Below are 20,201 nucleotides of genomic sequence, written 5' to 3' on the forward strand. Positions count from 1 at the left end.
ACCGAGAACGCGCTGCTGGCCGCAGCCCGCCACGAGGGCGTGACGGTCATCCGCAACGCCTCCCCCAACTACATGGTCCAGGACCTGTGCTTCTTCCTGGACAAGCTCGGCGTGCGGATCGAGGGGATCGGCAGCACGACCCTGACCGTCCACGGCCGGCGCGAGATCGACGTGGACGTGGAGTACTCCCCCTCCGAGGACCCGATCGAGGCGATGAGCCTGCTCGCGGCCGCGGTCGTCACCGAGTCCGAGATCACCATCCGCCGGGTGCCGATCGAGTTCCTCGAGATCGAGCTGGCCCAGCTGGAGCTCATGGGGATGAAGTACGACATCACCCCGGAGTACCGCTCGGCCAACGGGCACACCCGCCTGGTGGACCTGACCACGATCGCCGGTCCGCTGGTGGCGCCGGCGGACAAGATCCACCCGATGCCCTTCCCCGGCCTGAACATCGACAACCTGCCGTTCTTCGCGATCATCGCCGCGTGTGCCGAGGGCACGACGATGATCCACGACTGGGTCTACGAGAACCGCGCGATCTACCTGACCGAGCTGACCAAGGTCGGCGCGCGCGTGCAGCTGCTCGACCCGCACCGCGTGATGATCGAGGGCCCGACCCGGTGGCGCGCCACCGAGGTCATCTGCCCGCCTGCGCTGCGCCCGGCCGTGGTGATCCTGCTGGCGATGCTGGCTGCGCCCGGCACGTCGGTCCTGCGCAACGTCTACGTGATCAACCGCGGCTACGAGGAGCTCGCCGAGCGCCTCAACGCCCTCGGCGCCACGATCGAGACCTTCCGCGACATCTGAGCAGGCGGCCGGAGGCCGGCCACACAGCCCCCGGGCGAACTGTGTGGCCGGCACACACGGCACAGTGAGGCGAGGCGGTCCTAGCCTCGGGCCTCATGCCGCACGACGCCTCCTCACCGAACCTGCCCACCGACACCTCCCTGCGGGGCCGGACCGCCCTGGTCACCGGCGCCGCCAGCGGTATCGGCGCGGCCTGCGTGGAGCGCCTCGCTGCGTCCGGCGCCTCCGTCGTGGCCGTCGACCTGGACGCGGCCGGCCTGAAGCGCTTCGCGGACCTTCCCGCGGTCGAGACCGTCGCGTGCGACCTCGCCGACCTCGACGGCCTCACCGACCTGCCCGCCGCGGTCGACATCCTCGTCAACAACGCGGGCGTGCAGCACGTCGCACCGATCGAGGAGTTCCCGACCGAGCGCTTCGACCTCATCCTGCGGCTGATGCTGCAGTCCCCCTTCCGCCTCATCCGGCACGTGCTCCCCCACATGTATGCCGGCGGCTGGGGTCGCGTGGTCAACGTCTCCAGCGCGCACGGCCTGCGGGCCAGCGCCTACAAGTCGGCCTACGTCAGCGCCAAGCACGGCCTCGAGGGCCTGTCCAAGGTCGTCGCCCTCGAAGGTGCCGCCCACGGAGTGACGAGCAACTGCGTCAACCCGGCCTACGTTCGGACCCCGTTGGTGGAGAAGCAGATCGCCGACCAGGCGGCCGCCCACGGCATCGAGGAGTCCGAGGTCGTGAACGAGGTCATGCTCGCACCGGTCGCCGTCAAGCGGCTGATCGAGCCCGGGGAGGTGGCCGACCTCGTCGCCTTCCTGTGCGGCCCGTCGTCGGCGTCCATCACCGGCGCCGCCTACACGATGGACGGCGGCTGGACCGCCCACTGAGGACCCGGGTGGCCGGGGACCTCCGAGGACCCGGCCACCCGGCATACCGCACCACCCTTTCGCCCCACCCTCACCACCCACCCCCCACACCAGGAGCCAGCATGGCCAGCACCCTTGTGTCCGAGCCGACGACGGGGCGCAGGTCCCCGATCGCGCGGATCGTCGGCGCCAGTCTGATCGGCACGACCGTCGAGTGGTACGACTTCTTCCTCTACGGCGTCGCCGCTGCGGCGGTCTTCCCCCACGTGTTCTTCCCGAACGCCAAGGACCCGCTGCAGGCCACGTTGCTCAGCTTCGCGACGTACTGGATCGGCTTCGTCTTCCGCCCGCTCGGCGGCCTGGTCTTCGGCCACTTCGGTGACCGGCTCGGCCGCAAGAAGCTCCTGGTGCTCTCGCTGCTCATGATGGGCGTCGCGACCTTCGGGATCGGCCTGCTGCCGGGCTACGCCCAGGTCGGTGCCCTCGCGCCGGTGCTGCTGACCGTCATGCGCTGCATCCAGGGCTTCGCCCTCGGCGGCGAGTGGGGCGGTGCGGTGCTCATCGTCTCCGAGCACGGCGAGCCCAGCCGGCGTGGCTTCTGGGCCTCCTGGCCGCAGGCCGGGGCCCCCGCCGGCCAGCTCATCGCCAACGGCGTGCTGGCGGTGCTCGCGGTCTTCCAGGACGACAACGCGTTCCTGTCCTGGGGCTGGCGCATCCCGTTCCTGCTCTCGGCGGTCCTGGTCATCATCGGTCTGTGGGTCCGCCTGCAGGTCGAGGAGTCCCCGCTGTTCAAGGCAGCGCGTGAGCGGGCCGACGTGCGGGCCTCCGAGGGCACCGTCGACAAGCTGCCGCTGCTGGACGTGCTGCGCCGCTACCCCCGCGAGATCCTCACCGCGATGGGCGCGCGCATGGCCGAGAACGTCGCGTACTACATCTTCACCATCGTCATCACGACCTACGTCGTCGAGCAGCTGAAGCTGCCCAAGACGTACGCTCTCAACGCCGTGCTCATCGCGGCCGCGATCCACTTCTGCACCATCCCGCTGTGGGGCGCGCTGTCCGACCGCATCGGCCGCAAGCCGGTCTACCTCATCGGCGCCGCCGGCGTCGGCGTGTGGGGCTTCGCCTTCTTCGCGATGCTCAACACCAAGAGCTTCCCGCTCGCGGTCATCGCCGTCGTCGTCGGCCTGCTGTTCCACGGCGCGATGTACGGCCCGCAGTCGGCGTTCTTCGCCGAGCTGTTCGGCACCAAGGTCCGCTACTCGGGCGTGTCCATCGGCTACCAGCTGGCCTCGATCATCGCCGGTGGCCTGGCGCCGATCATCGCCGTGGACCTGCTGAAGAACTACCACAGCGGCACCGCCATCGCGGTGTACGTCGCGATCTGCTCGGTCATCTCGCTGGTGGCCGTGCTGTCCTACCGCGAGACCCGGCAGCGCGACCTGGCCACGATCACCAAGGGTGAGGTCGCCTGACCGTCCGTCCGCGGCGCCGGCGCGGGGCTGCCTAGGATCGGGCCTGATGTCCACTCCTGCAGACCCTGCGCTGACGCTGCTCACGCTCCTCGCCTCCGGGGCGTCGGCCGCCGAGCTCTCGGCCGTCGACGCCCCGGAGGCGCGTGCGCTGGCCCTTCGGGTGCGGGCCGCCTTCGACACCCGGCGCCGGCGTGAGGCCGAGCTGAGCGCGCTGGTCGAAACCGCGCGCGACCTGGCCTCGATGCGCGACCCGGCCGGCGTCCTCGACGCGATCGTGCGCCGGGCCCGCACCCTGCTGCAGACCGACGTCGCCTACCTGACCCTGGCCGACCCGGAGGCGGGCGACACCTACATGCGCGCCACGGACGGGTCCGTCTCGGCGCGGTTCCAGACCGTCCGGCTCAGCCTGGGCGCCGGGCTCGGTGGCCTGGTGGCGTCCACCCACATGCCTTACTGGACGGCCGACTACCCCCAGGACCAGCGGTTCCGGCACACGGAGACGATCGACAGCGCCGTCGGCGACGAGGGGCTGGTCGCCATCTGCGGCACGCCGCTGCTGGTCGAGGAGCAGTTCGTCGGTGTCCTCTTCGCGGCCAACCGCTCGCCCCGCCCGTTCAGCCACGACGAGGTGTCGCTGCTCGGCTCCCTGGCCGCACTGGCCGCGGTGTCGATCGTGACCACCCGCGCCGCCGCCGAGACGGCCGAGGCGCTGGCCGCGCTCTCCGAGGCCCACGAGGTGGCCCGTCGGCACGTCAGCGGGGTCGAGCGTGCCGCGGCGGCCCACGACCGGTTCGCCGAGCTCGTCCTGCAGGGCGGCGGCGTCGACGACATCACGGCCGCCCTGGTGGAGCTGCTCGGCGGGTGGGCGGTCCTGCTGGACCCCGAGGGCACCCGGGTCGGCACGGCGGGCCGGTCAGCGCCCCACCCAGCTGCGGGCGGCTGCCCCGACCCCCTCGCCGGCGCGGCGGCGGTCCTGGCCACGCACGCCTCCGGCCGCCTGGCCACCGAGGACGGCGTCTGGGCCGTGAGCGTCACCGCGGCGCACGAGCGGCTGGGCACCCTCGTCGTCGGCGGCGTCGGCCGGCTCGACGAGGCCGACGAGCGCACCCTCGAGCGCGCGGGCGTGGTGAGCGCGCTGGTGCTGCTGTTCGAGCGGGCCGCGGTCGACGCCTCGCTGCGGGTCGTCACCGACCTGGTCTCCGACCTGGTCAGCGGCCGGGGCGACGCCCCGTCACGGCAGACCCGCGCCCGGGCCCACGGGCTGGACCTCGCCGCTCCGCACTGCGTGCTGGTCGTCAAGGGGCGCGAGGGCGAGTCACGCCGGGCGCTGGTGCTCTCGGCCCAGGCCGCCGCCGGTCCGGGCTCGGTCGTGGGCGAGCACGACGGCGACGTCGTGGCGCTCGTGCCCGCCCAGGACCCGGACGCGGCGGCAACCCACCTGGCCACCCGGCTCTCACGCAGCGCCCCGGTCACCGTGGGTGCCGCCGGCCCGGTCCGCTCGGTCGAGGACCTGCCCGCCGCCCACGCCGAGGCGCGCCGCACGGCGGCGGCACTGATCGCGCTCGGCCGGACGGGTGCCGGCGCCTCCGCCCAGGCGCTCGGCTTCGCCGGCCTGGTGGTGGGCTCCGACCCCGACATCGCCTCCTACGTCGCGCGCGTCCTGGGGCCGGTGTCCGCCTACGACACCCAGCGCGGCAGCGAGCTGATCAAGACCCTGGAGACCTACTTCGCCGCCGGGTCCAGCCCGCGGCACGCCGCGACCACGCTGCACGTGCACGTCAACACCGTCGCCCAGCGGCTCGAGCGGGTGGCCACGCTGCTCGGGCCCGACTGGCAGCACCCCGACCGGGCACTGGAGCTGCAGCTGGCGCTGCGGCTGCGCCGGCTCATGCGGGCTGACTGACCAGCTGTCGCTGCACCGCCGCCGTGACCGCCTCGACCCCGGCCTGGGCGAGGATGACCGAGTAGTGGTTGACGTCCCGGACCTCGGTGACCCGCACCTGTTCCGGCACCCCGAGCGCCGCCAGGCGCTGCTCGTCGTACAGGCCCTGGGGCTCGTCCATCAGGCCGCGCTGGGCCCACAACAGCTCCACCGGCACCCCTGCGGCCACGGCGGTCCCGACCGCGGCGTGCACCTCCGGCGAGGCCAACAGGTCGCGGCCGTCTGCGCGGATGGCCTCCAGGATGCACGAGCTCACCACCTCCGCGCCGTCCTGGACGAGGTCGTGGCGCAGGTAGCGGTGCAGCGTGGCGGCGCCCACCGGGTCGGCGAGGATGCCCGCCATGGCGGGGTGCGGCTCCCAGAAGGCGAGGTAGGCCTGCTCGTCCGGGAAGCGCATGGTCAGCCGCTGCATCGCGGGCCCGATGACGGCGGTCAGGGCGGCGTCGATGTCGGTCTCCGCGGGCATCGGCAGGGACAGCCCCCCGTCGACGAGCACCGCCGCGCGGACCCGGTCGGGGTGGCGCGCGGCCGTCAGCGCCGCGACGAACGCGCCCATCGAGTGCCCCAGCAGGACCACCTCGCGGGCGCCGAAGGCGTCGGCGACGCCGATGACGTCGGCCGCGTGCGCGTCGAGCCCCCACGGACCGGTGATGTCCCGGCTGCTGGCCCGGCCGCGCAGGTCGGGGGCAAGCACCCGCGCCGAGCCCGGGCCGAGGCGCTCCCCGAGGGCGTCGGCCACCATCCGCCAGGACAGGGCGTTGGCGGTGATGCCGTGCAGCGCGAGGACCAGCGGCCGGTCCGCCTCACCGCCGCGGGGTTCGCCCTGCGGCAGGGTCAGGTCGTGGACGCCCAGCGACCCGCCGGGCCGGTCGATGCGGTACTGCGGCTCAACCTCAGGCACGTTGACCTCCTCGTTGGCGGAGGCCGGTGAGGCCCCCGGGTGCGTAGTAGACCACCAGGACAAACAGCACGCCCAGGATGAACAACGGTTGCGACAGCGGCGTGCGCAGCACGGCCGGGAGGCCCTGGACGGCGGGGAGCCCGGAGACGTCCACCAGACGGGCGTCGGCCCAGGTGTAGAGGAACCCGCCGAGGACCGCGCCCCACCGGCTCCCGGCACCGCCGAGCACGACCATCACCAGCAGCGACAGGGTGAACTCGGTGGTCGTCAGGTGGGCGGTCGCCCCGCCGAGCACGACCAGGTGCACGACCCCGCCGACGGTGCCGAGCACCGAGCCGACCACCAGCGCCTGCAGCCGGGCCCGGTAGGTCGAGACCCCCAGCACCCCTGCGCGCAAGGGGTTCTCGCGCACCGCCGCCCACAGGTGGCCGGCGCGGGACTGCGACAGCCACGCCACGACGGCCCAGGCCAGCGCCAGGAAGGCCAGCGCGAGCCAGTAGCGGTAGGGCGCGTTGGCCACGCCGGTGAACAGTGACGGCGTCGTCGCCCGGTCCAGCGGCAGGCCCTCCTCTCCCCCGGTCACCGAGCCCGGGTCGCGCAGGACCAGGATCGACGCGGCCTGGGCGAAGGCGAGCGTGACCATGGCGAACGCGATCCCGTTGACCCGCAAGGCGATCGAGCCGACCACCAGTACCAGCACGAGCCCCACGAGCAGCGCGACGAGCCCCGCCAGCGCCAGTGGCAGGCCCCAGGTCCGCATGGCGATGGCGGTGACGTACGAGCCAGTCGCGACGAAGAGGGCGTGGCCGAAGGAGAGCAGCCCGGCCCGGCCGAAGACCACGTCGTAGCTGAGCGCGATCCCGGCCATGACCAGGCACAGCGCCAGCAGCTGCATCGACCCCGGCCCGTTCACCCGACCGGGGAGCAGGACCGGCAGGTCGGCGGGGACGTAGGGCAGCCACGCCAGCACCGCCAGGAGCACCAGCGGTATGCCGTGTCGCAGGCGTCTCATGCGGGCACTCCTTCCAGCGTGCGCGGCCGGGCGAGCAGCACCACCGCCAGGAGGAGCACCACGGACAGGTCGCCCACCCCCGAGGCCGCGTAGTAGTTGGCGAGCTGCTGCACCAGGCCCACGGCGAGGGCTGCGACCGCTGTGCCGGTCAGCGAGCCCATGCCTCCGATGACCACGACGATGAAGGCGAAGATGAGCAGCGAGGCGCCCTGCCCCGGGGCCACGCTCCCGGCATACATCGCACTGACCACGCCGGCGAGCGCCGCCGCGGCGCCGCCGATCGCGAACACCACGGTGAACGTCCGGCGCACCTCGATGCCCAGGGCCTCGACCATGGTGCGGTTCTCCACCCCGGCCCGGATGACCAGGCCCAGGCGGGTGAACCGCAACAGGGCCAGCAGCGCGAGCAGGACCAGGACGGCCAGCCCGACGACGAGGAACCGGTCATGGGGCACCCGCGCCCCCAGCAGGTTCGTCGTTCCGGCCAGCCACTGCGGCCTCGGCAACGGCCGCGGGTCGGCGCCCCACACCCCCTCGACGACCGCGATCGACGCCAGGCTCAGTCCCACCGTGACGAGGACCTGCTGGATGTGGTGCCGGTAGAGCGGGCGGATGAGCACCACCTCCACGACCGCACCGATGCCGGCACCCACGACGCAGGCAACGAGCGTCCCCACGAGCAGGCGCCAGCCGACGGCGGTGCCCGTGGGCAGGTGGGCGCTGACCCACCACGCGGTGTAGCCGCCGGCCACCATGAACGCGCCGTGGGCGAAGTTGAGCACGCCCATGAGGCCGTAGATCATGCTCAGCCCCGACGCGGCCAGGAAGTACAGCGCGCCCAGGCCCAGGCCCGTGGCGAGCAGGAGGGTGATGGTGCTCATGGGCGGTCTCCGCTCAGGGCGCTGGAGGGCTGTCGCAGCGCGACGCCCAGGAGCTCGGTCGTGCGGGCCTGGTCGGCCAGCAGCGCCCCGGCCGTGCTGCGATGGACGACCGAGCCGCCGTCGATGACGACGACGTCGTCGGCGATCCGGCGCACGAGCGGCAGGTTCTGCTCCACCAGCAGGACCGGGACCGTGCGGGCGACCTGCGCCAGGACGTCGGCGACCTCGGTGACGAGCTTGGGGGCCAGTCCCTTGGTGGGCTCGTCGATCAGCAGGATCCGGTTGTCCCGCAGGAGGACCCGGGCGAGGGCGACCATCTGCTGCTGCCCGCCGGAGAGCGTGCCCGCCTTCTGCGAACGGCGGGCCACCAGGTCGGGGAACAGCTCCCGGACCACGGGGGCGTCGGCTCCCGTGTCGCCGCCGACCAGCCGCAGGTTCTCCTCCACGGTCAGCCCGGCGAAGACCTCGCGGTCCTCGGGCACGTAACCCACCCCCGAGCGCACCGTGCGGGCCGTCGACCAGCGGGTGATGTCGGTGCCGTCGAGCTCGATGACGCCCTGGCGCGGGACGAGGCCGATGAGTGCCTTGAGGGTCGTGGTCTTGCCCACCCCGTTGCGCCCGAGGATCGCCGTGACGCCGGTCTGCGGCACCTCGAACCCGACACCCTGCAGGATGTGCGAGCCGCCCACGCGCACGTGCAGGTCCGCGACGCGCAGCAGCGGACGGGCGGCGACCTCGCTCACAGCGGCTCCCCCAGGTAGGCCTCCTGGACGAGCGGGTCGGCCGTCACCGCTGCCGGTGACCCGGTCGCGAGGAGACGGCCGTGGTGCACCACGGCGACCCGGTCCGCCAGGCCGAGCACCACGTGCATCAGGTGCTCCACCATCACGACGGCGACGCCGCTGTCGCGCACCGCGCCGATCAGGGCGCCGAGGCCGTCGACGTCCTCGGCGGAGACCCCCGCCATCGGCTCGTCGAGCAGCAGCGCACTCGGTCGGGACGCCAGCGCCATCGCCAGCTCGAGCTTGCGCCGTTCCCCGTGGGAGAGGTCACGTGCCCTCGTGTCGTGACGACCCGTCATACCGACGTGGTCCAGGGCCTCCCTGGCCCGTGCCCCGGCGTCGCCGGACCGGGCCCGGCCGAACGGGCTCAGGGGCCGGCGGTCCACGGCCTGCACGGCCAGCCGCACGTTCTCGAGGGCGGTGAGGCCGTCGAAGAGCGCGGACGTCTGGAAGGTGCGGGCCAGTCCCCGCCGGGCCCGGGTGGCCGGCCGCGCGCGGGTGACGTCGTTGCCGGCGAGCACGACCCGCCCGGCGCTCGGGCGGCGCACGCCCGAGAGCACGTTGACCAGGCTGGACTTGCCCGCCCCGTTGGGGCCGATGACTCCGAGGAGCTCACCGGCCCCGACCTCGAGGCTGACGTCGTCCAGGATGCGCGCGCCCCCGACCTGCCACGTGATGCCCTCTGCTGCGATCACGCTCACTTCGCGGCAACCGGCGGGGCGACCGTGGCGGCGTCGATGGTCTTGACCAGCTGCGGCTTCCACCCGGCGCCGTCCTTGACGAGCTTCGCAGTGAACATCGGCTGCAGGACCGCGTGGTCCTCCTTGCGGATGGTCAGGTCGCCCTTGGGCCCCTGGAAGCTCCAGCCCTCGAGCGAGCTCACCATCTTGTCGACGTCGGTGCCGCCCTGGCCGAGCGCCCGGACGACCATCTGCGCGGCCACGAAGCCGTCGTTGGTGAACAGGTCCACGGTCTGACCCTGCTTCTTCAGCCCGGCGTCGAGAGCCTGGTAGGCCGGCGTCGAGGTGGCCCCGTCGAAGAAGTGCGACAGGAAGCTGATCTTGTCCGCGACCGGGCCGAACGCGGCGTAGCTGGCCTTGATGTCGAGCCCGGTGACGACCTTGGTTGTGTCGAAGACGCCCTGCTGCGAGAGGGTCTGCCACATCTGGGTCGCGTTGGCGCCGGCCCAGGCGACGAAGAGCAGGTCCGGCTTCTGCGCCTTGACCGTGGTGGCGAACGGCGTGAAGTCGGTCGCTGCGGACGGCACCGCGACCGGGGTCACGGTGGCCCCCTCCTTGCCGAGGATGGCCGTGACGCCGGCGATGTTGGCCTTGCCGAAGGCGCTGTCCTGGGCCAGCACGGTGACCTTCTTGCCCGAGACGTTGCCGAGCATCGTGCCCGCGGTCATGACGTCCTGGTAGGTCTCCCGGCCGGAGCGGAAGGTGTACTTGTTGATGCCGGTGATGGCGTCTGTCGCGGCCGGGCCCGAGATGAAGAGCACCTTGTTGTCGGCGGCCAGCGGCGCGACCTGCAGCGCCACGCCGGAGGACGTCGAGCCGGCGATCACCTTGGCGCCCTTGCCGATCAGGTCGGTCGCCGCGGAGACCGCCTTGGCCGGGTCACCGGCGTCGTCGGACTCGCTCAGCGTGACGGGGTGCCCGTTGACCTTGCCGGTGCCCCGGGTGGCGTAGGCCAGGCCGGCGTCGAAGCCCGCGCGGTACTGCGCTCCGTACGTCGCCAGCGGGCCGGTCTTGGAGTACACCAGACCCACCGTGTATGCCGCCCCGGCGCCACCGCTGCCCGCGTCGCCGGCCGCCGAGCCGGGAGCTCCCGGCGTCCCGCACGCTCCCACCGCGAGACTGCCCAGCAGGGCACCTGCCACGACGAGAGCCCATCGCTTCGACATGCGTTCCTCCCCATCGCCCCGGGTGGCACGACGTCGTTGCCGTGTCAGTCGCCCGGGGCCCTGAGCGGGGAAACTACGGGACGGGGTACCGGGCCGGTGATGGCGTGGCGGTCCACAGATCCTCAGGTGTGAGTGTGCTCACAGCACAGGGGTCAAGGGCGGCGCGCGTAGCCGGACCCGGCTGCCTGCACGTCGCAGGCAGCCGGGATGACCCCGGAACGGCTCAGCCGGCGGCGTGCCCGAGCTGGGCCGCGAGGGCCGTCGCGATGGCGTCGGCGGTCAGCCCGACCTCCTCGAGCAGCTGCGAGCGCGAGGCGTGCTCGAGGAACCGCTTGGGGATGCCGTGGCAGTGCACGGGCTGGGAGAGCCCGGCCTCGCGCAGGGCGTGGGTGACGGCCGACCCGATGCCGCCCTCGACGAGGTTGTCCTCGATGACGGCGACCGCGCCGGCCCGTCGTGCGGCGTCGACGACGTCGTCACTGACCGGCAGCACCCAGCGCGGGTCGACGACGCGGACGCTGTGGCCCTGGGCCTCGAGCTTTGCGGCGACGCCGAGCGCGGTGGGGGCAAGGGACCCCACGGACACCAGCAGCAGGTCCACCGGCTCGCGGCCGGAGGGACCGTGGAGCACGTCCACGGTCCCCCACTGCTCGGTGGCCAGCACCGGGTCGGCGACGTCGCCCTTGGGGAAGCGGATGACGGTCGGGGCGTCGGACACCTCGACGGCCTCGCGCAGCTGACGGCGGACCTGGTCGCCGTCGCGCGGGGCGGCCAGGCGCAGCCCGGGCACGATGTTGCCCAGGGTCATGTCCCACATGCCGTTGTGCGAGGCGCCGTCGCTGCCCGTGATGCCGGCACGGTCGAGCACGAACGTCACGCCCGCCTTGTGCAGCGCGCAGTCCATGAGCAGCTGGTCGAAGGCCCGGTTGAGGAACGTGGCGTAGACCGCGACGACCGGGTGCATCCCGCCGAACGCCAGGCCGGAGGCCATGGTGACGGCGTGCTGCTCGGCGATGCCGACGTCGAAGACGCGGTCCGGGAACTTCGCCGCGAAGCCGTCGAGTCCGACGGGGATGAGCATGGCCGCGGTGATCGCCACGACGTCGGGGCGTCGCTCGCCGATGGCGCACATCTCGTCGTTGAACTCGTCGGTCCAGATGCGTCCGCCGGCCTCGAACGGCAGGCCGGTCTCGGGGTTGATGACGCCCACCGCGTGGAACTGGTCGGCCTCGTCGTCGATCGCGGGCTGGTAGCCGCGGCCCTTCTGGGTGATGACGTGCACGAGCACCGGCCGGCCGTACGCGCGGGCCCGGCGGAACGCGTGCTCGAGGGCGGCCTCGTCGTGCCCGTCGACCGGGCCGAGGTACTTCAGGCCCAGGTCCTCGAACATCCCCTGCGGGGCGACGATGTCCTTCAGGCCCTTCTTGACGCCGTGCAGCGTCTCGTACATCGCCGAGCCCACGACGGGGGTGCGCGACAGGGTGTTCTTGCCCCAGTCCAGGAACCGCTCGTAGCCGCGCGTGGTGCGCAGCGTGGCCAGGTGGTCGGCCAGGCCGCCGGTGGTCGGGGCATAGGAGCGCTCGTTGTCGTTGACGACGATGACCAGGGGCAGGTCCTTGTCGGCGGCGATGTTGTTGATCGCCTCCCACGCCATGCCACCGGTCAGGGCGCCGTCCCCGATCACGGCGACGGTGTGCCGGCCCCGCTCGCCCTTGAGGCGTCGCGCCTTGGCGATGCCGTCGGCCCACGACAGGGCGGTCGAGGCGTGGGAGTTCTCGACCACGTCGTGCTCGGACTCGGCGCGGCTCGGGTAGCCCGACAGGCCGCCCTTCTTCTTGAGCTTGCGGAAGTCCTGCCGCCCGGTGAGCAGCTTGTGCACGTAGGACTGGTGACCGGTGTCGAACACGATCGCGTCGCGTGGGGAGTCGAACACCCGGTGCAGGGCGATGGTCAGCTCGACCACGCCGAGGTTGGGGCCGAGGTGGCCACCGGTCTTGGAGACCTCCGTCACCAGGAAGTCGCGGATCTCCGCGGCCAGCTCAGGCATCTGCTCCGCGGGCAGCGCCCGCAGGTCAGCAGGGCTGGAGATCGTCTGCAGCACACCCACGATGGAAAACAGTCCTTCCGCACACACGGCTCGAGTCGATCGAGTCTAGTTGTTCCCCTCAGGCGACCGTGATGGCCACCTCCGAGGGTGCCTCCAGCACCTCGGTCGTGCCATCGGCCAGACAGCGCACGCCGAAGCGGTGGCCGGCGAAGCGCAGCCCGTGCACGGTCATCTCCCCGTAGGCCGCGGGGCGGGCCGGGCGCAGCACGAGCCGCCCCGCGGAGGCGTCCGGCTCGAACCCCAGCGCGACGGTCAGCAGGGCGGCGGCGGAGGCCGCCGACCACGCCTGCGGCCGGCAGGACGCCGGGTAGGGGGCGGGCTGGTCGAGCACGCCGGACCCGGCATACAGCTCGGGCCAGCGGTAGCCGAACGGCACGGCCGCGGCCAGCAGGCTGCGGCCCACCGCGACGGCCGCGTCGCGGTGTCCCTCGCGGACCATGCCGAGGGCGCAGATCGCGGTGTCGTGCGTCCACACCGAGCCGGTGTGGTAGCCGATCGGGTTGTAGCCGCCGTTGTCGGTGGCGAGGGTGCCGATGCCGTAGCGGCCCAGCATCGTCGGCCCGGTCAGGGTCGCCGTCACCCGGGCTGCCTCCTCCGGTCCCAGCGTGCCGGTGCCGAGGACGTGGCCCATGTTGGACCCCACCCCGTCGACCAGGGCGCCGTGCCCGTCGACCGCGATGCCCAGGTAGGGCCCGTCGGCGCCCTCGGCCCAGTAGCGCTGCCGGAACCGGGTGCGCAGCCCGTCGGCCCAGGCCCGCAGGTCGGCGGCGCCGTCCTGACCGAACGCGTCGAACAGGGTGGCCGCCGCCTCGGCCGCCTCCACGGCGTACGCCTGGGCCTCCACCAGCGCGATCGGGCCGTCGGCGACCCGGCCGTCGCGCCAGCGCACCGAGTCGGCAGAGTCCTTCCAGCCCTGGTTGGCCAGGCCGGTGCCGGTGGTGTCGAGGTACTTCAGCAGCCCGTCGGCATCGGGCGCGGCATGCTCAGTCAGCCACCGGGTCGCGGCACGCAGGTGCGGCAGCAGCGCCACCACCTCCGCCTCGGGCAGGCCCCAGCGCCACGCGTCGTGCAGCAGGCTGACCCACAGCGGCGTGGCGTCGATGGTGCCGTAGTAGACCGGCGGCAGGGACAGGCCCTTGACCTCGTCGACGTATGCCGTGCGGCGCACCTCGTGCGGGATCTTGCCGGGAGCCTGCGCGGAGGCGGCGTCGACGACGGTGCCCTGCCGCCGGGCCAGCGCGCGCAGCGTGCCGCCGGCGAGCGTGGTCCCGAACGGCAGCGCCATCCGCGCCGCCCACAGCGAGTCGCGGCCGAACAGCGTGAGGTACCAAGGTGTCCCGGCGCCGGCGTAGACGTCCTCCGGCGCCTGGGGGTCGGTCAGGGCGAGGTGCCGCAGGTCGGTCATCCCCATGGCCAGGGCGGGCCCCAGCCGCGGGTCGTCCGCCTCGACCGTGACGTCGTCCCAGTCGAGGCGGCCGGCCCCGCCGTCGGCGTCCAGCCCGGAGGTTCCCCGCCGGGTCACGAGGAGGGTGAGGGTGACGGTGGCGCTGCCGCCCGGGGGGACCTCCAGCGGGAAGGACGCGACGGCGCCGTCGGCGCCCGCGGACAGCTGCGACGGTGCCGGGTCGAAGGAGACGACGACCTCGTGGTCCTCGTCGCCCCAGGTGACCTGCCCCGCCCGCCCCTGCGCGGGCAGGGGCGTCCCCTCGGCGATGCCGGACTTCACCCGGCTGATCGGTGCGGCGTCGCCGGCGAGGCGCACCACGAGGTCGGCGACCACCGGGGCGTCGGCGCGCGAGCGCACCTCGACCTGTTCGCGGACCCCCTGTGCCACCACCTCGCGGCGGCGCAGAACCTCCACCGTCGGGTCCGACCCGGGGTTGCCCAGGTGCCGGGCCGAGCCGAGGAACTCGGAGCGAGGCCCGGCGCTGGCCGTGGCGACCGGTGCCGTGGCCCGCTCCCCCAGCCGGACGTCCAGCACGGACAGGACGCGGCGGTCGTCGACGAACGCGCCCTGGGCGCCGGCGCCCTCGACCTGGCCGGAGGCTGCCGACAGCGCGGTGACGTTGCCGCTGACGCAGATGCTCAGGTCGTGCAGCCACGGCTGCTGCGGCCGGGCGGCGGTGGGAGGTGCGGCGGGCTCGGGCATCGGGGCGCTCCTTGGGTGCGGTGCCGGTCACGGGCCTGCGGCGGCGTGGCCACCAGCAGCCCGACCACCTTCTCACCGTCGGTCGGCCCCGTCGCGGCCTGCCTAGGAGCCGCGGTCGTCGCGGTCGCGCCGGCGCGCGCGCAGCGTCCGCTCCCCCAGCACGTAGAGCGCGACGCCGGCGATGATGAGCACGACGCCCACGACCGCCCAGAACGCCACGCCGGACATGGGGCTGCCGCCGAGGGCGCCGGTGCCCTGCAGCGTCCAGAGCAGGCCGACGAGGGCCAGGAGCACGCCGACCGGCTTGAGCAGGGTGCGGTTCACACCGGCATTGTCCCCCCGCAGCCTCACAGGCGGGGGATGAAGCGCCGCCCCTGCATCGCCTCGTGCAGCAGCTCGGCGCTGCGCCGGGCGGCCCGCAGCCGCACGCCCTCGGCCTCGAGGTCGGCCAGCACCTGCTCGAGCGCCTCGGGCGTGAGGTGGTCGCCGAGCTCGACCCGGGCCTCGCGGTAGGCCTGCCGCATCGCCTCGAGCTGGGCGTCGACGTGGCGCACCGTCACCCAGGCGAGCGCGACCGGGTGCCGCCGCCACCCGGCATACCGGCGGTAGTCGGCGGGGCACTGGTCGAGCAGCCAGGACACCGCGGGCACCTGCCAGTCGGGGGTGTCCGGCGGCGGCACCTCGAGGGGCCAGCCGGGTGGGGTCGCGCGCACGGCACCAGTGTGGGCGCCGCCCCTGACATGCCGAGGGGCCCGGCCAGGTGGCCGGGCCCCTCGGTGGGACGGGTGCGTCGCTCAGGCGCGACCGTGGGCGGCGCGGCTGCGCCGGCTCAGCGAGTCGATCGTCACCGCGAGCAGCAGCACCGCACCGGTGACCATGAACCGGATCGAGGAGTCGAGGTTCAGCAGGCTCAGGCCGCTGGAGATCGACTGGATCACGATGATGCCCAGCAACGCCGAGTAGGCCGAGCCGCGACCACCGAAGAGGCTGGTGCCGCCGATGACCGCCGCCGCGATGGCGTTGAGGTTGGTGTCACCGCCGCCGCTGCTCTGGTTGACCGCCGCGAGCCGGCCGGCCGCGAGGATGCCGCCCAGGGCCGCGAAGGTGGAGCACAGCGCGAAGATCGACAGGTAGATGCCGCGCACGTTGATGCCGGACCGGCGGGCCGCCTCGACGTTGCCGCCCACGGCGAAGACCGAGCGGCCCCAGCTGGTCCGCCGCAGCGCCAGGTCCATGATCACCACGAGCACGACGAACAGGATGAACATCCAGGACACGCCACGGTCCTGGTTGAGCACGATGACCGGCACGAACAGCACCACGGCCAGGCCGACCGCCCGCGCCACGAGCATCGTGGTCGGGGCCGTGGACAGGCCCGCCGCAGCCCGGCGGGAGCGCGCGGCCATCCGGCTGCCGAGGTAGGCCAGCACGGTGAGCAGGATGACCACGTAGGACACGATCGGAGGCAGGAACTGCAGCTGGGCGAACTCGACGATCGGCGAGGTGAAGGGCAGGTTGAGCGAGCCCTCCTTGCCCAGGATGTACAGCTGCAGGCCGAGGAAGCCGAGCAGGCCGGCGAGGGTGATGACGAAGCTCGGCACGCCGAAGCGGGTGTAGAGCGCCCCGTAGAACAGGCCGACGACCGTGCCGGTCAGCACCGCGGCGACGATGGCCACCGGGAGCGGCCAGCCGTGCAGGGTGAGCCCGACGCCGAGCACGGCGGCGGCCAGGCCGCTCACCGAGCCGATGGACAGGTCGATCTCCCCGAGCAGCAGGACCAGCACGACACCGATGGAGATCGTGCCGATCGCCGCGCTCTGCAGGGTCAGGTTGACCAGGTTGCGCGGGGAGAGGAAGTCCTGGTTCAGCGCCTGGAAGACGCCCCAGATGACGATCAGGCCGACGATGACCGGCAGCGAGCCGAGGTCGCCACTGCGCAGCCGGCTGGTGAACACCGAGAACGCGCCGGACAACCCGCGCGAGGCGATGAGCCGCTCGTCCTGCAGGTCGGCCGGCAGGGCGGCCTGCAGGTCCTCGGTCTCGGTGGACGTGGCCTGCTGGGGGCTGGATGAGGTGGTCACGACGTGCTCTCCTGCGGGGTACGACGGGCGGCTCGCTCCGAGACGGCGTTGGTGGTGGCGCCGGTGATGGCGGCGATGATCTCCTGCGAGCTGGTCTGGCTGACCTGGTAGATGCCGTTGTTGCGGCCCAGCCGCAGCACCACGACCCGGTCCGCCACCGCCATGACGTCGGCCATGTTGTGGCTGATGAGGATGACGCCCAGGCCCCGCTCGCGCAGCCGCTCGACGAGGTTGAGCACCTCCGCGGTCTGCGCGACACCCAGTGCCGCCGTCGGCTCGTCCAGCATCACGACCTTCGGCTCGCCGAGCAGTGAGCGGGCGATGGCGACCGTCTGGCGCTGGCCGCCGGACAGGCTCGCCACCGGGATGCGGACCGAGGGGATCTTGGCCGAGAGCTGGCGCAGCAGCTGCCAGGACTGCCGCTCCATCTCGACCTCGTCCAGCTGCCGGCGGTGCTTGAGCTCGCGACCGAGGAAGAGGTTGCCGACGACGTCGAGGTTGTCGCACAGGGCCAGGTCCTGGAAGACCGTGGCGATGCCGAGGTGCTGGGCCTCGGCGGGGCTGCCGATGTTGACCGGTTTGCCGTCGAAGCTCATGTGGCCCTCGTCGGGGCTGTAGACCCCGGCGATGGTCTTGACCAGCGTTGACTTGCCGGCGCCGTTGTCGCCAACCAACGCCACCACCTCACCGGCACGCACGTCCAGCTCGATGTCCTTCAGCGCCTGCACGGCGCCGAACCTCTTGGATACGCCTGTCATGGACAGGACCGTGTCGGTCGCTGCCGGTGAGGTGGTGGTCGTCATGGTTCCTTCCTCAGCTCAGGCCCGCAGCGGCGCAGGCCTTGGCGAAGTCGCCCGTGCAGATGGCGCTGACCTGGTAGACGCCGTCCTTGACAACGGTGTCCTTGATGTTGGCCTTGGTCACGGCCACCGGGGTGAGCAGCGTCGACGGGATGTTCTGGTAGGTGGTCTGCGACTGCGGCTTCTGGCCGTTGGCCAGCGCCACCGCCGCGTTGGCGGCGTCCGTGGCCTCGGGCTTGATCGCCTTGTAGACGGTCATGGCCTGGTCACCGGCGAGGATGCGCTGGATGGCGGCGAGCTCGGCGTCCTGGCCGGTCACCGGCGGCAGCGGGTTGACGCCGCCACCCTTGAGGGCGGCGATGGCGCCACCGGCGGTGCCGTCGTTGGCGGCGTAGACGCCGACCAGGCCGGACTTGACCGCGGTCAGCTGGCTCTCCATCCACGCCTGGGCCTTGTCCGGGCTCCAGTCGGGGGTGTCGTACTCGGCGGCGATCTTGTAGCCGCTGGAGTCGAGGACGCTGTGCGCGCCCTTCTTGAACTGGCCGGCGTTGTTGTCGGTCGGCGCGCCGTTGATCATCACGATGTTGCCGGAGGTCTTGCCGGCCTTCTTCATGAGGTCGACGAGGGTCTGGCCCTGGAGCTGGCCGACCTTCTCGTTGTCGAAGGAGACGTAGTAGTCGATCGGAGCGCCGGAGATGAAGCGGTCGTAGGCGATGACCGGGACCTTGGAGCTCTTGGCGCTGTTGGCGATCGAGGCCGCCGCCTTGCTGTCGACCGGGTCGAGGACGAGGACGTTGGCGCCCTGCGTCAGGGCGGACTCGGCCTGCTGCTGCTGCTTGGCCGCGTCCTGGTCGGCGTTGGAGTAGATGATGGTGCAGGTGGGGCACTTGGCCTTGACGGCCGCCTCGAACAGCGGGCGGTCGAGCTGCTCATAGCGGGCCGTCTTGGACTCCGGCAGCAGCAGCGCGATCTTCTTGGCGCCGCCGGAGCTGGAGCCACCGGAGCTGGAGCTGCTGCCGCTGCTGCAGGCCGCGACGGACGACAGGGCCAGCCCGGCCGCGAGGCCGACGCCGGCGAGCCGGGCGATCGATGAAGTCATGGGGTCTCCTCGGACGTGGGTGCCCGCCACGGTGTCGGGCTGAGGCTGATTCAAGACCCCGGCGCGGTTGGCGTCAAGGCTTGAATTCAATATGCCCGAAACGTGACCGAAACTTCTCAGCCGGCAACACGCCGGGCGTCACTGTGGAGCTGTGCGGCAACAGCCAGGGCTCCCACCAGCTCGGCCTCCTCCCCGAGCTGCGCCCCGACAACCTCCACGCTAGCCGCGGCGGACGGGATTGCACAGCGGTCGATGGCTTCCCGCAACGGAGAGAGCAGCACCTCGCCGACCCGGGCGAGCTGACCGCCGACGACGATGACCTCGGGGTTGAGCAGGTTGACCAGGCCGGCGGCCGCCACCCCGATGTGCCGGCCGGCATCGGCGACCACGCGGCGGCACCCGGGGTCGCCGGTCTCGGTGCGGTTGAGCACGTCGCGCAGCGTCAGCTCGCCGTGCGAGACGGCCAGCGCGTCCAGCAGCGCGCGCGACCCGACGAAGGTGTCGAGGCACCCCCGGTTGCCGCACCGGCAGACCGGGCCGTTCTCGTCGATGGTGACGTGGCCGATCTCCCCCGCGGTCCCCGCGCTGCCCCGGAAGACCTCGCCGTTGATGATGAGCCCGGCGCCGATGCCGTACGACGCCTTGATGTAGCAGGCGTTCTGCCGCCCGCGCAGGGCGCCCGAGCGCAGTTCCCCCAGCGCCGCCAGGTTGGCCGTGTTGTCCAGGTGGACCGGCACGCGCAGCCGCCCCGACATCTCCTGCGCCACCGGCACGCCCCGCCAGCCCGGCAGCATCGCCTCGGAGCCGACCTCGCCGCTGACCGTGTCGACCGGGGCCGGCAGGCCGAACCCGGCCGCGGTCAGCCCGTCCATGCGTCCGCCGACGCGGTCGACGAGGTCACCGACCAGGCGCGCAGCCCGCTCCATCCCCTCGTCGGCGTGGTGGTCGGCAGGCAGGGGCATCCGCTGGCGGCCCAGGATGTGCCCGGTCGTGTCGCTCACGGCCACCCGGATGTCGCGGTCGCCGAAGGCCACCCCAGCCAGCAGCCCCTCCCCTGCAGCAAGCGAGACCAGGACGGCGCGCCGGCCGCTGCGGACGCTGGGGGCCAGCGACACCACCGACGCCGCGGCGAGCTCGCGCACGAGGTTGGACACCGTGGCCGGCGACAGCCCCGTGACGCCCGCGAGCTCGACCTGGGTCAGGGCACCGTGCTGCTCCACCGCCTCCACCACGCGGGCCTTGTTGGCTTCACGCAGTGAAGTCTGGCTACCCGGGGCGCCCTGAGTTGACTTCACGGCGTCAAGATAACCGCAGGCCCCGCCCGGAGGACAGCCACTGCCGGGATTGGTATGCCGTACGGCCGCCTCCCGGGCGCGCGGCACCAGCCGCACCCACCCCGCGT

At 72.8% G+C, this 20,201-nt stretch carries 18 protein-coding genes; 4 read left to right on the plus strand and 14 right to left on the minus strand.

The window, feature by feature from the left end; genetic code table 11:
- The 4 genes from VF825_RS14140 to VF825_RS14155 all read left to right on the plus strand — a co-directional run.
- Positions 1 to 807, plus strand: an 807-nt coding sequence (locus tag VF825_RS14140) for a UDP-N-acetylglucosamine 1-carboxyvinyltransferase (protein ID WP_414695861.1), incomplete at its 5' end; no start/stop codon positions are given.
- 95 nt (positions 808 to 902) lie between these two features.
- Positions 903 to 1,685 (plus strand): 3-hydroxybutyrate dehydrogenase, encoded by a 783-nt coding sequence (locus tag VF825_RS14145; protein ID WP_331114385.1) that lies wholly within the window; start codon positions 903 to 905, stop codon positions 1,683 to 1,685.
- 101 nt (positions 1,686 to 1,786) lie between these two features.
- Positions 1,787 to 3,139, plus strand: coding sequence for an MFS transporter (locus VF825_RS14150; RefSeq protein WP_331114387.1), 1,353 nt, complete (start codon positions 1,787 to 1,789; stop codon positions 3,137 to 3,139).
- Positions 3,140 to 3,185: 46 nt separating this feature from the next.
- Positions 3,186 to 5,042, plus strand: coding sequence for a helix-turn-helix domain-containing protein (locus VF825_RS14155; protein ID WP_331114389.1), 1,857 nt, complete (start codon positions 3,186 to 3,188; stop codon positions 5,040 to 5,042).
- Here VF825_RS14155 and VF825_RS14160 read toward each other — a convergent pair.
- From VF825_RS14160 to VF825_RS14225, 14 genes are all read right to left on the minus strand, one after another.
- Positions 5,026 to 5,982: an alpha/beta hydrolase gene (locus VF825_RS14160; protein WP_331114391.1), complete on the minus strand. Its 957-nt coding sequence runs from the start codon at positions 5,980 to 5,982 to the stop codon at positions 5,026 to 5,028. The genes VF825_RS14155 and VF825_RS14160 overlap by 17 nt on opposite strands.
- Positions 5,975 to 6,994, minus strand: coding sequence for a branched-chain amino acid ABC transporter permease (locus VF825_RS14165; protein ID WP_331114393.1), 1,020 nt, complete (start codon positions 6,992 to 6,994; stop codon positions 5,975 to 5,977). The genes VF825_RS14160 and VF825_RS14165 overlap by 8 nt, the downstream gene beginning before the upstream one ends.
- Positions 6,991 to 7,875: a branched-chain amino acid ABC transporter permease gene (locus VF825_RS14170; protein ID WP_331114395.1), complete on the minus strand. Its 885-nt coding sequence runs from the start codon at positions 7,873 to 7,875 to the stop codon at positions 6,991 to 6,993. Before VF825_RS14170 ends, VF825_RS14165 begins: the two co-directional genes overlap by 4 nt.
- Positions 7,872 to 8,618 (minus strand): ABC transporter ATP-binding protein, encoded by a 747-nt coding sequence (locus VF825_RS14175; protein WP_331114397.1) that lies wholly within the window; start codon positions 8,616 to 8,618, stop codon positions 7,872 to 7,874. The genes VF825_RS14170 and VF825_RS14175 overlap by 4 nt, the downstream gene beginning before the upstream one ends.
- Positions 8,615 to 9,352 carry an ABC transporter ATP-binding protein gene (locus tag VF825_RS14180; protein WP_331114399.1) on the minus strand — a complete coding sequence of 246 codons (738 nt, stop codon included), beginning with the start codon at positions 9,350 to 9,352 and terminating at the stop codon, positions 8,615 to 8,617. The genes VF825_RS14175 and VF825_RS14180 overlap by 4 nt, the downstream gene beginning before the upstream one ends.
- Before the next feature lie 2 nt (positions 9,353 to 9,354).
- Entirely contained in the window at positions 9,355 to 10,563 is a 1,209-nt protein-coding gene (locus tag VF825_RS14185; RefSeq protein ID WP_331114401.1) for a substrate-binding domain-containing protein, read from the minus strand.
- A gap of 223 nt (positions 10,564 to 10,786) precedes the next feature.
- Positions 10,787 to 12,670, minus strand: a complete 1,884-nt coding sequence (gene dxs, locus VF825_RS14190) for a 1-deoxy-D-xylulose-5-phosphate synthase (RefSeq protein ID WP_331114403.1) — start codon at positions 12,668 to 12,670, stop codon at positions 10,787 to 10,789.
- Between the two features lie 58 nt (positions 12,671 to 12,728).
- Positions 12,729 to 14,819, minus strand: a complete 2,091-nt coding sequence (locus VF825_RS14195) for a glycogen debranching N-terminal domain-containing protein (protein ID WP_331114405.1) — start codon at positions 14,817 to 14,819, stop codon at positions 12,729 to 12,731.
- Positions 14,820 to 14,921: 102 nt separating this feature from the next.
- On the minus strand, positions 14,922 to 15,143 hold the full coding sequence (locus VF825_RS14200) for a hypothetical protein (RefSeq protein WP_331114407.1): 222 nt from the start codon (positions 15,141 to 15,143) through the stop codon (positions 14,922 to 14,924).
- A 23-nt stretch (positions 15,144 to 15,166) separates the two neighbouring features.
- Entirely contained in the window at positions 15,167 to 15,532 is a 366-nt protein-coding gene (locus tag VF825_RS14205; protein ID WP_331114409.1) for a hypothetical protein, read from the minus strand.
- Positions 15,533 to 15,613: 81 nt separating this feature from the next.
- On the minus strand, positions 15,614 to 16,825 hold the full coding sequence (locus VF825_RS14210; protein ID WP_414695865.1) for a sugar ABC transporter permease: 1,212 nt from the start codon (positions 16,823 to 16,825) through the stop codon (positions 15,614 to 15,616).
- A 71-nt stretch (positions 16,826 to 16,896) separates the two neighbouring features.
- Positions 16,897 to 17,703 (minus strand): ATP-binding cassette domain-containing protein, encoded by an 807-nt coding sequence (locus tag VF825_RS14215; protein ID WP_331114413.1) that lies wholly within the window; start codon positions 17,701 to 17,703, stop codon positions 16,897 to 16,899.
- A gap of 10 nt (positions 17,704 to 17,713) precedes the next feature.
- Positions 17,714 to 18,799 (minus strand): sugar ABC transporter substrate-binding protein, encoded by a 1,086-nt coding sequence (locus tag VF825_RS14220; protein ID WP_331114415.1) that lies wholly within the window; start codon positions 18,797 to 18,799, stop codon positions 17,714 to 17,716.
- A gap of 116 nt (positions 18,800 to 18,915) precedes the next feature.
- Positions 18,916 to 20,094, minus strand: coding sequence for an ROK family transcriptional regulator (locus VF825_RS14225; protein ID WP_331114417.1), 1,179 nt, complete (start codon positions 20,092 to 20,094; stop codon positions 18,916 to 18,918).
- Between the last annotated feature and the right edge of the window lie 107 nt (positions 20,095 to 20,201).

The organism is Oryzihumus sp. (assembly GCF_036391795.1).
Taxonomy (GTDB): Bacteria; Actinomycetota; Actinomycetes; order Actinomycetales; family Dermatophilaceae; genus Oryzihumus.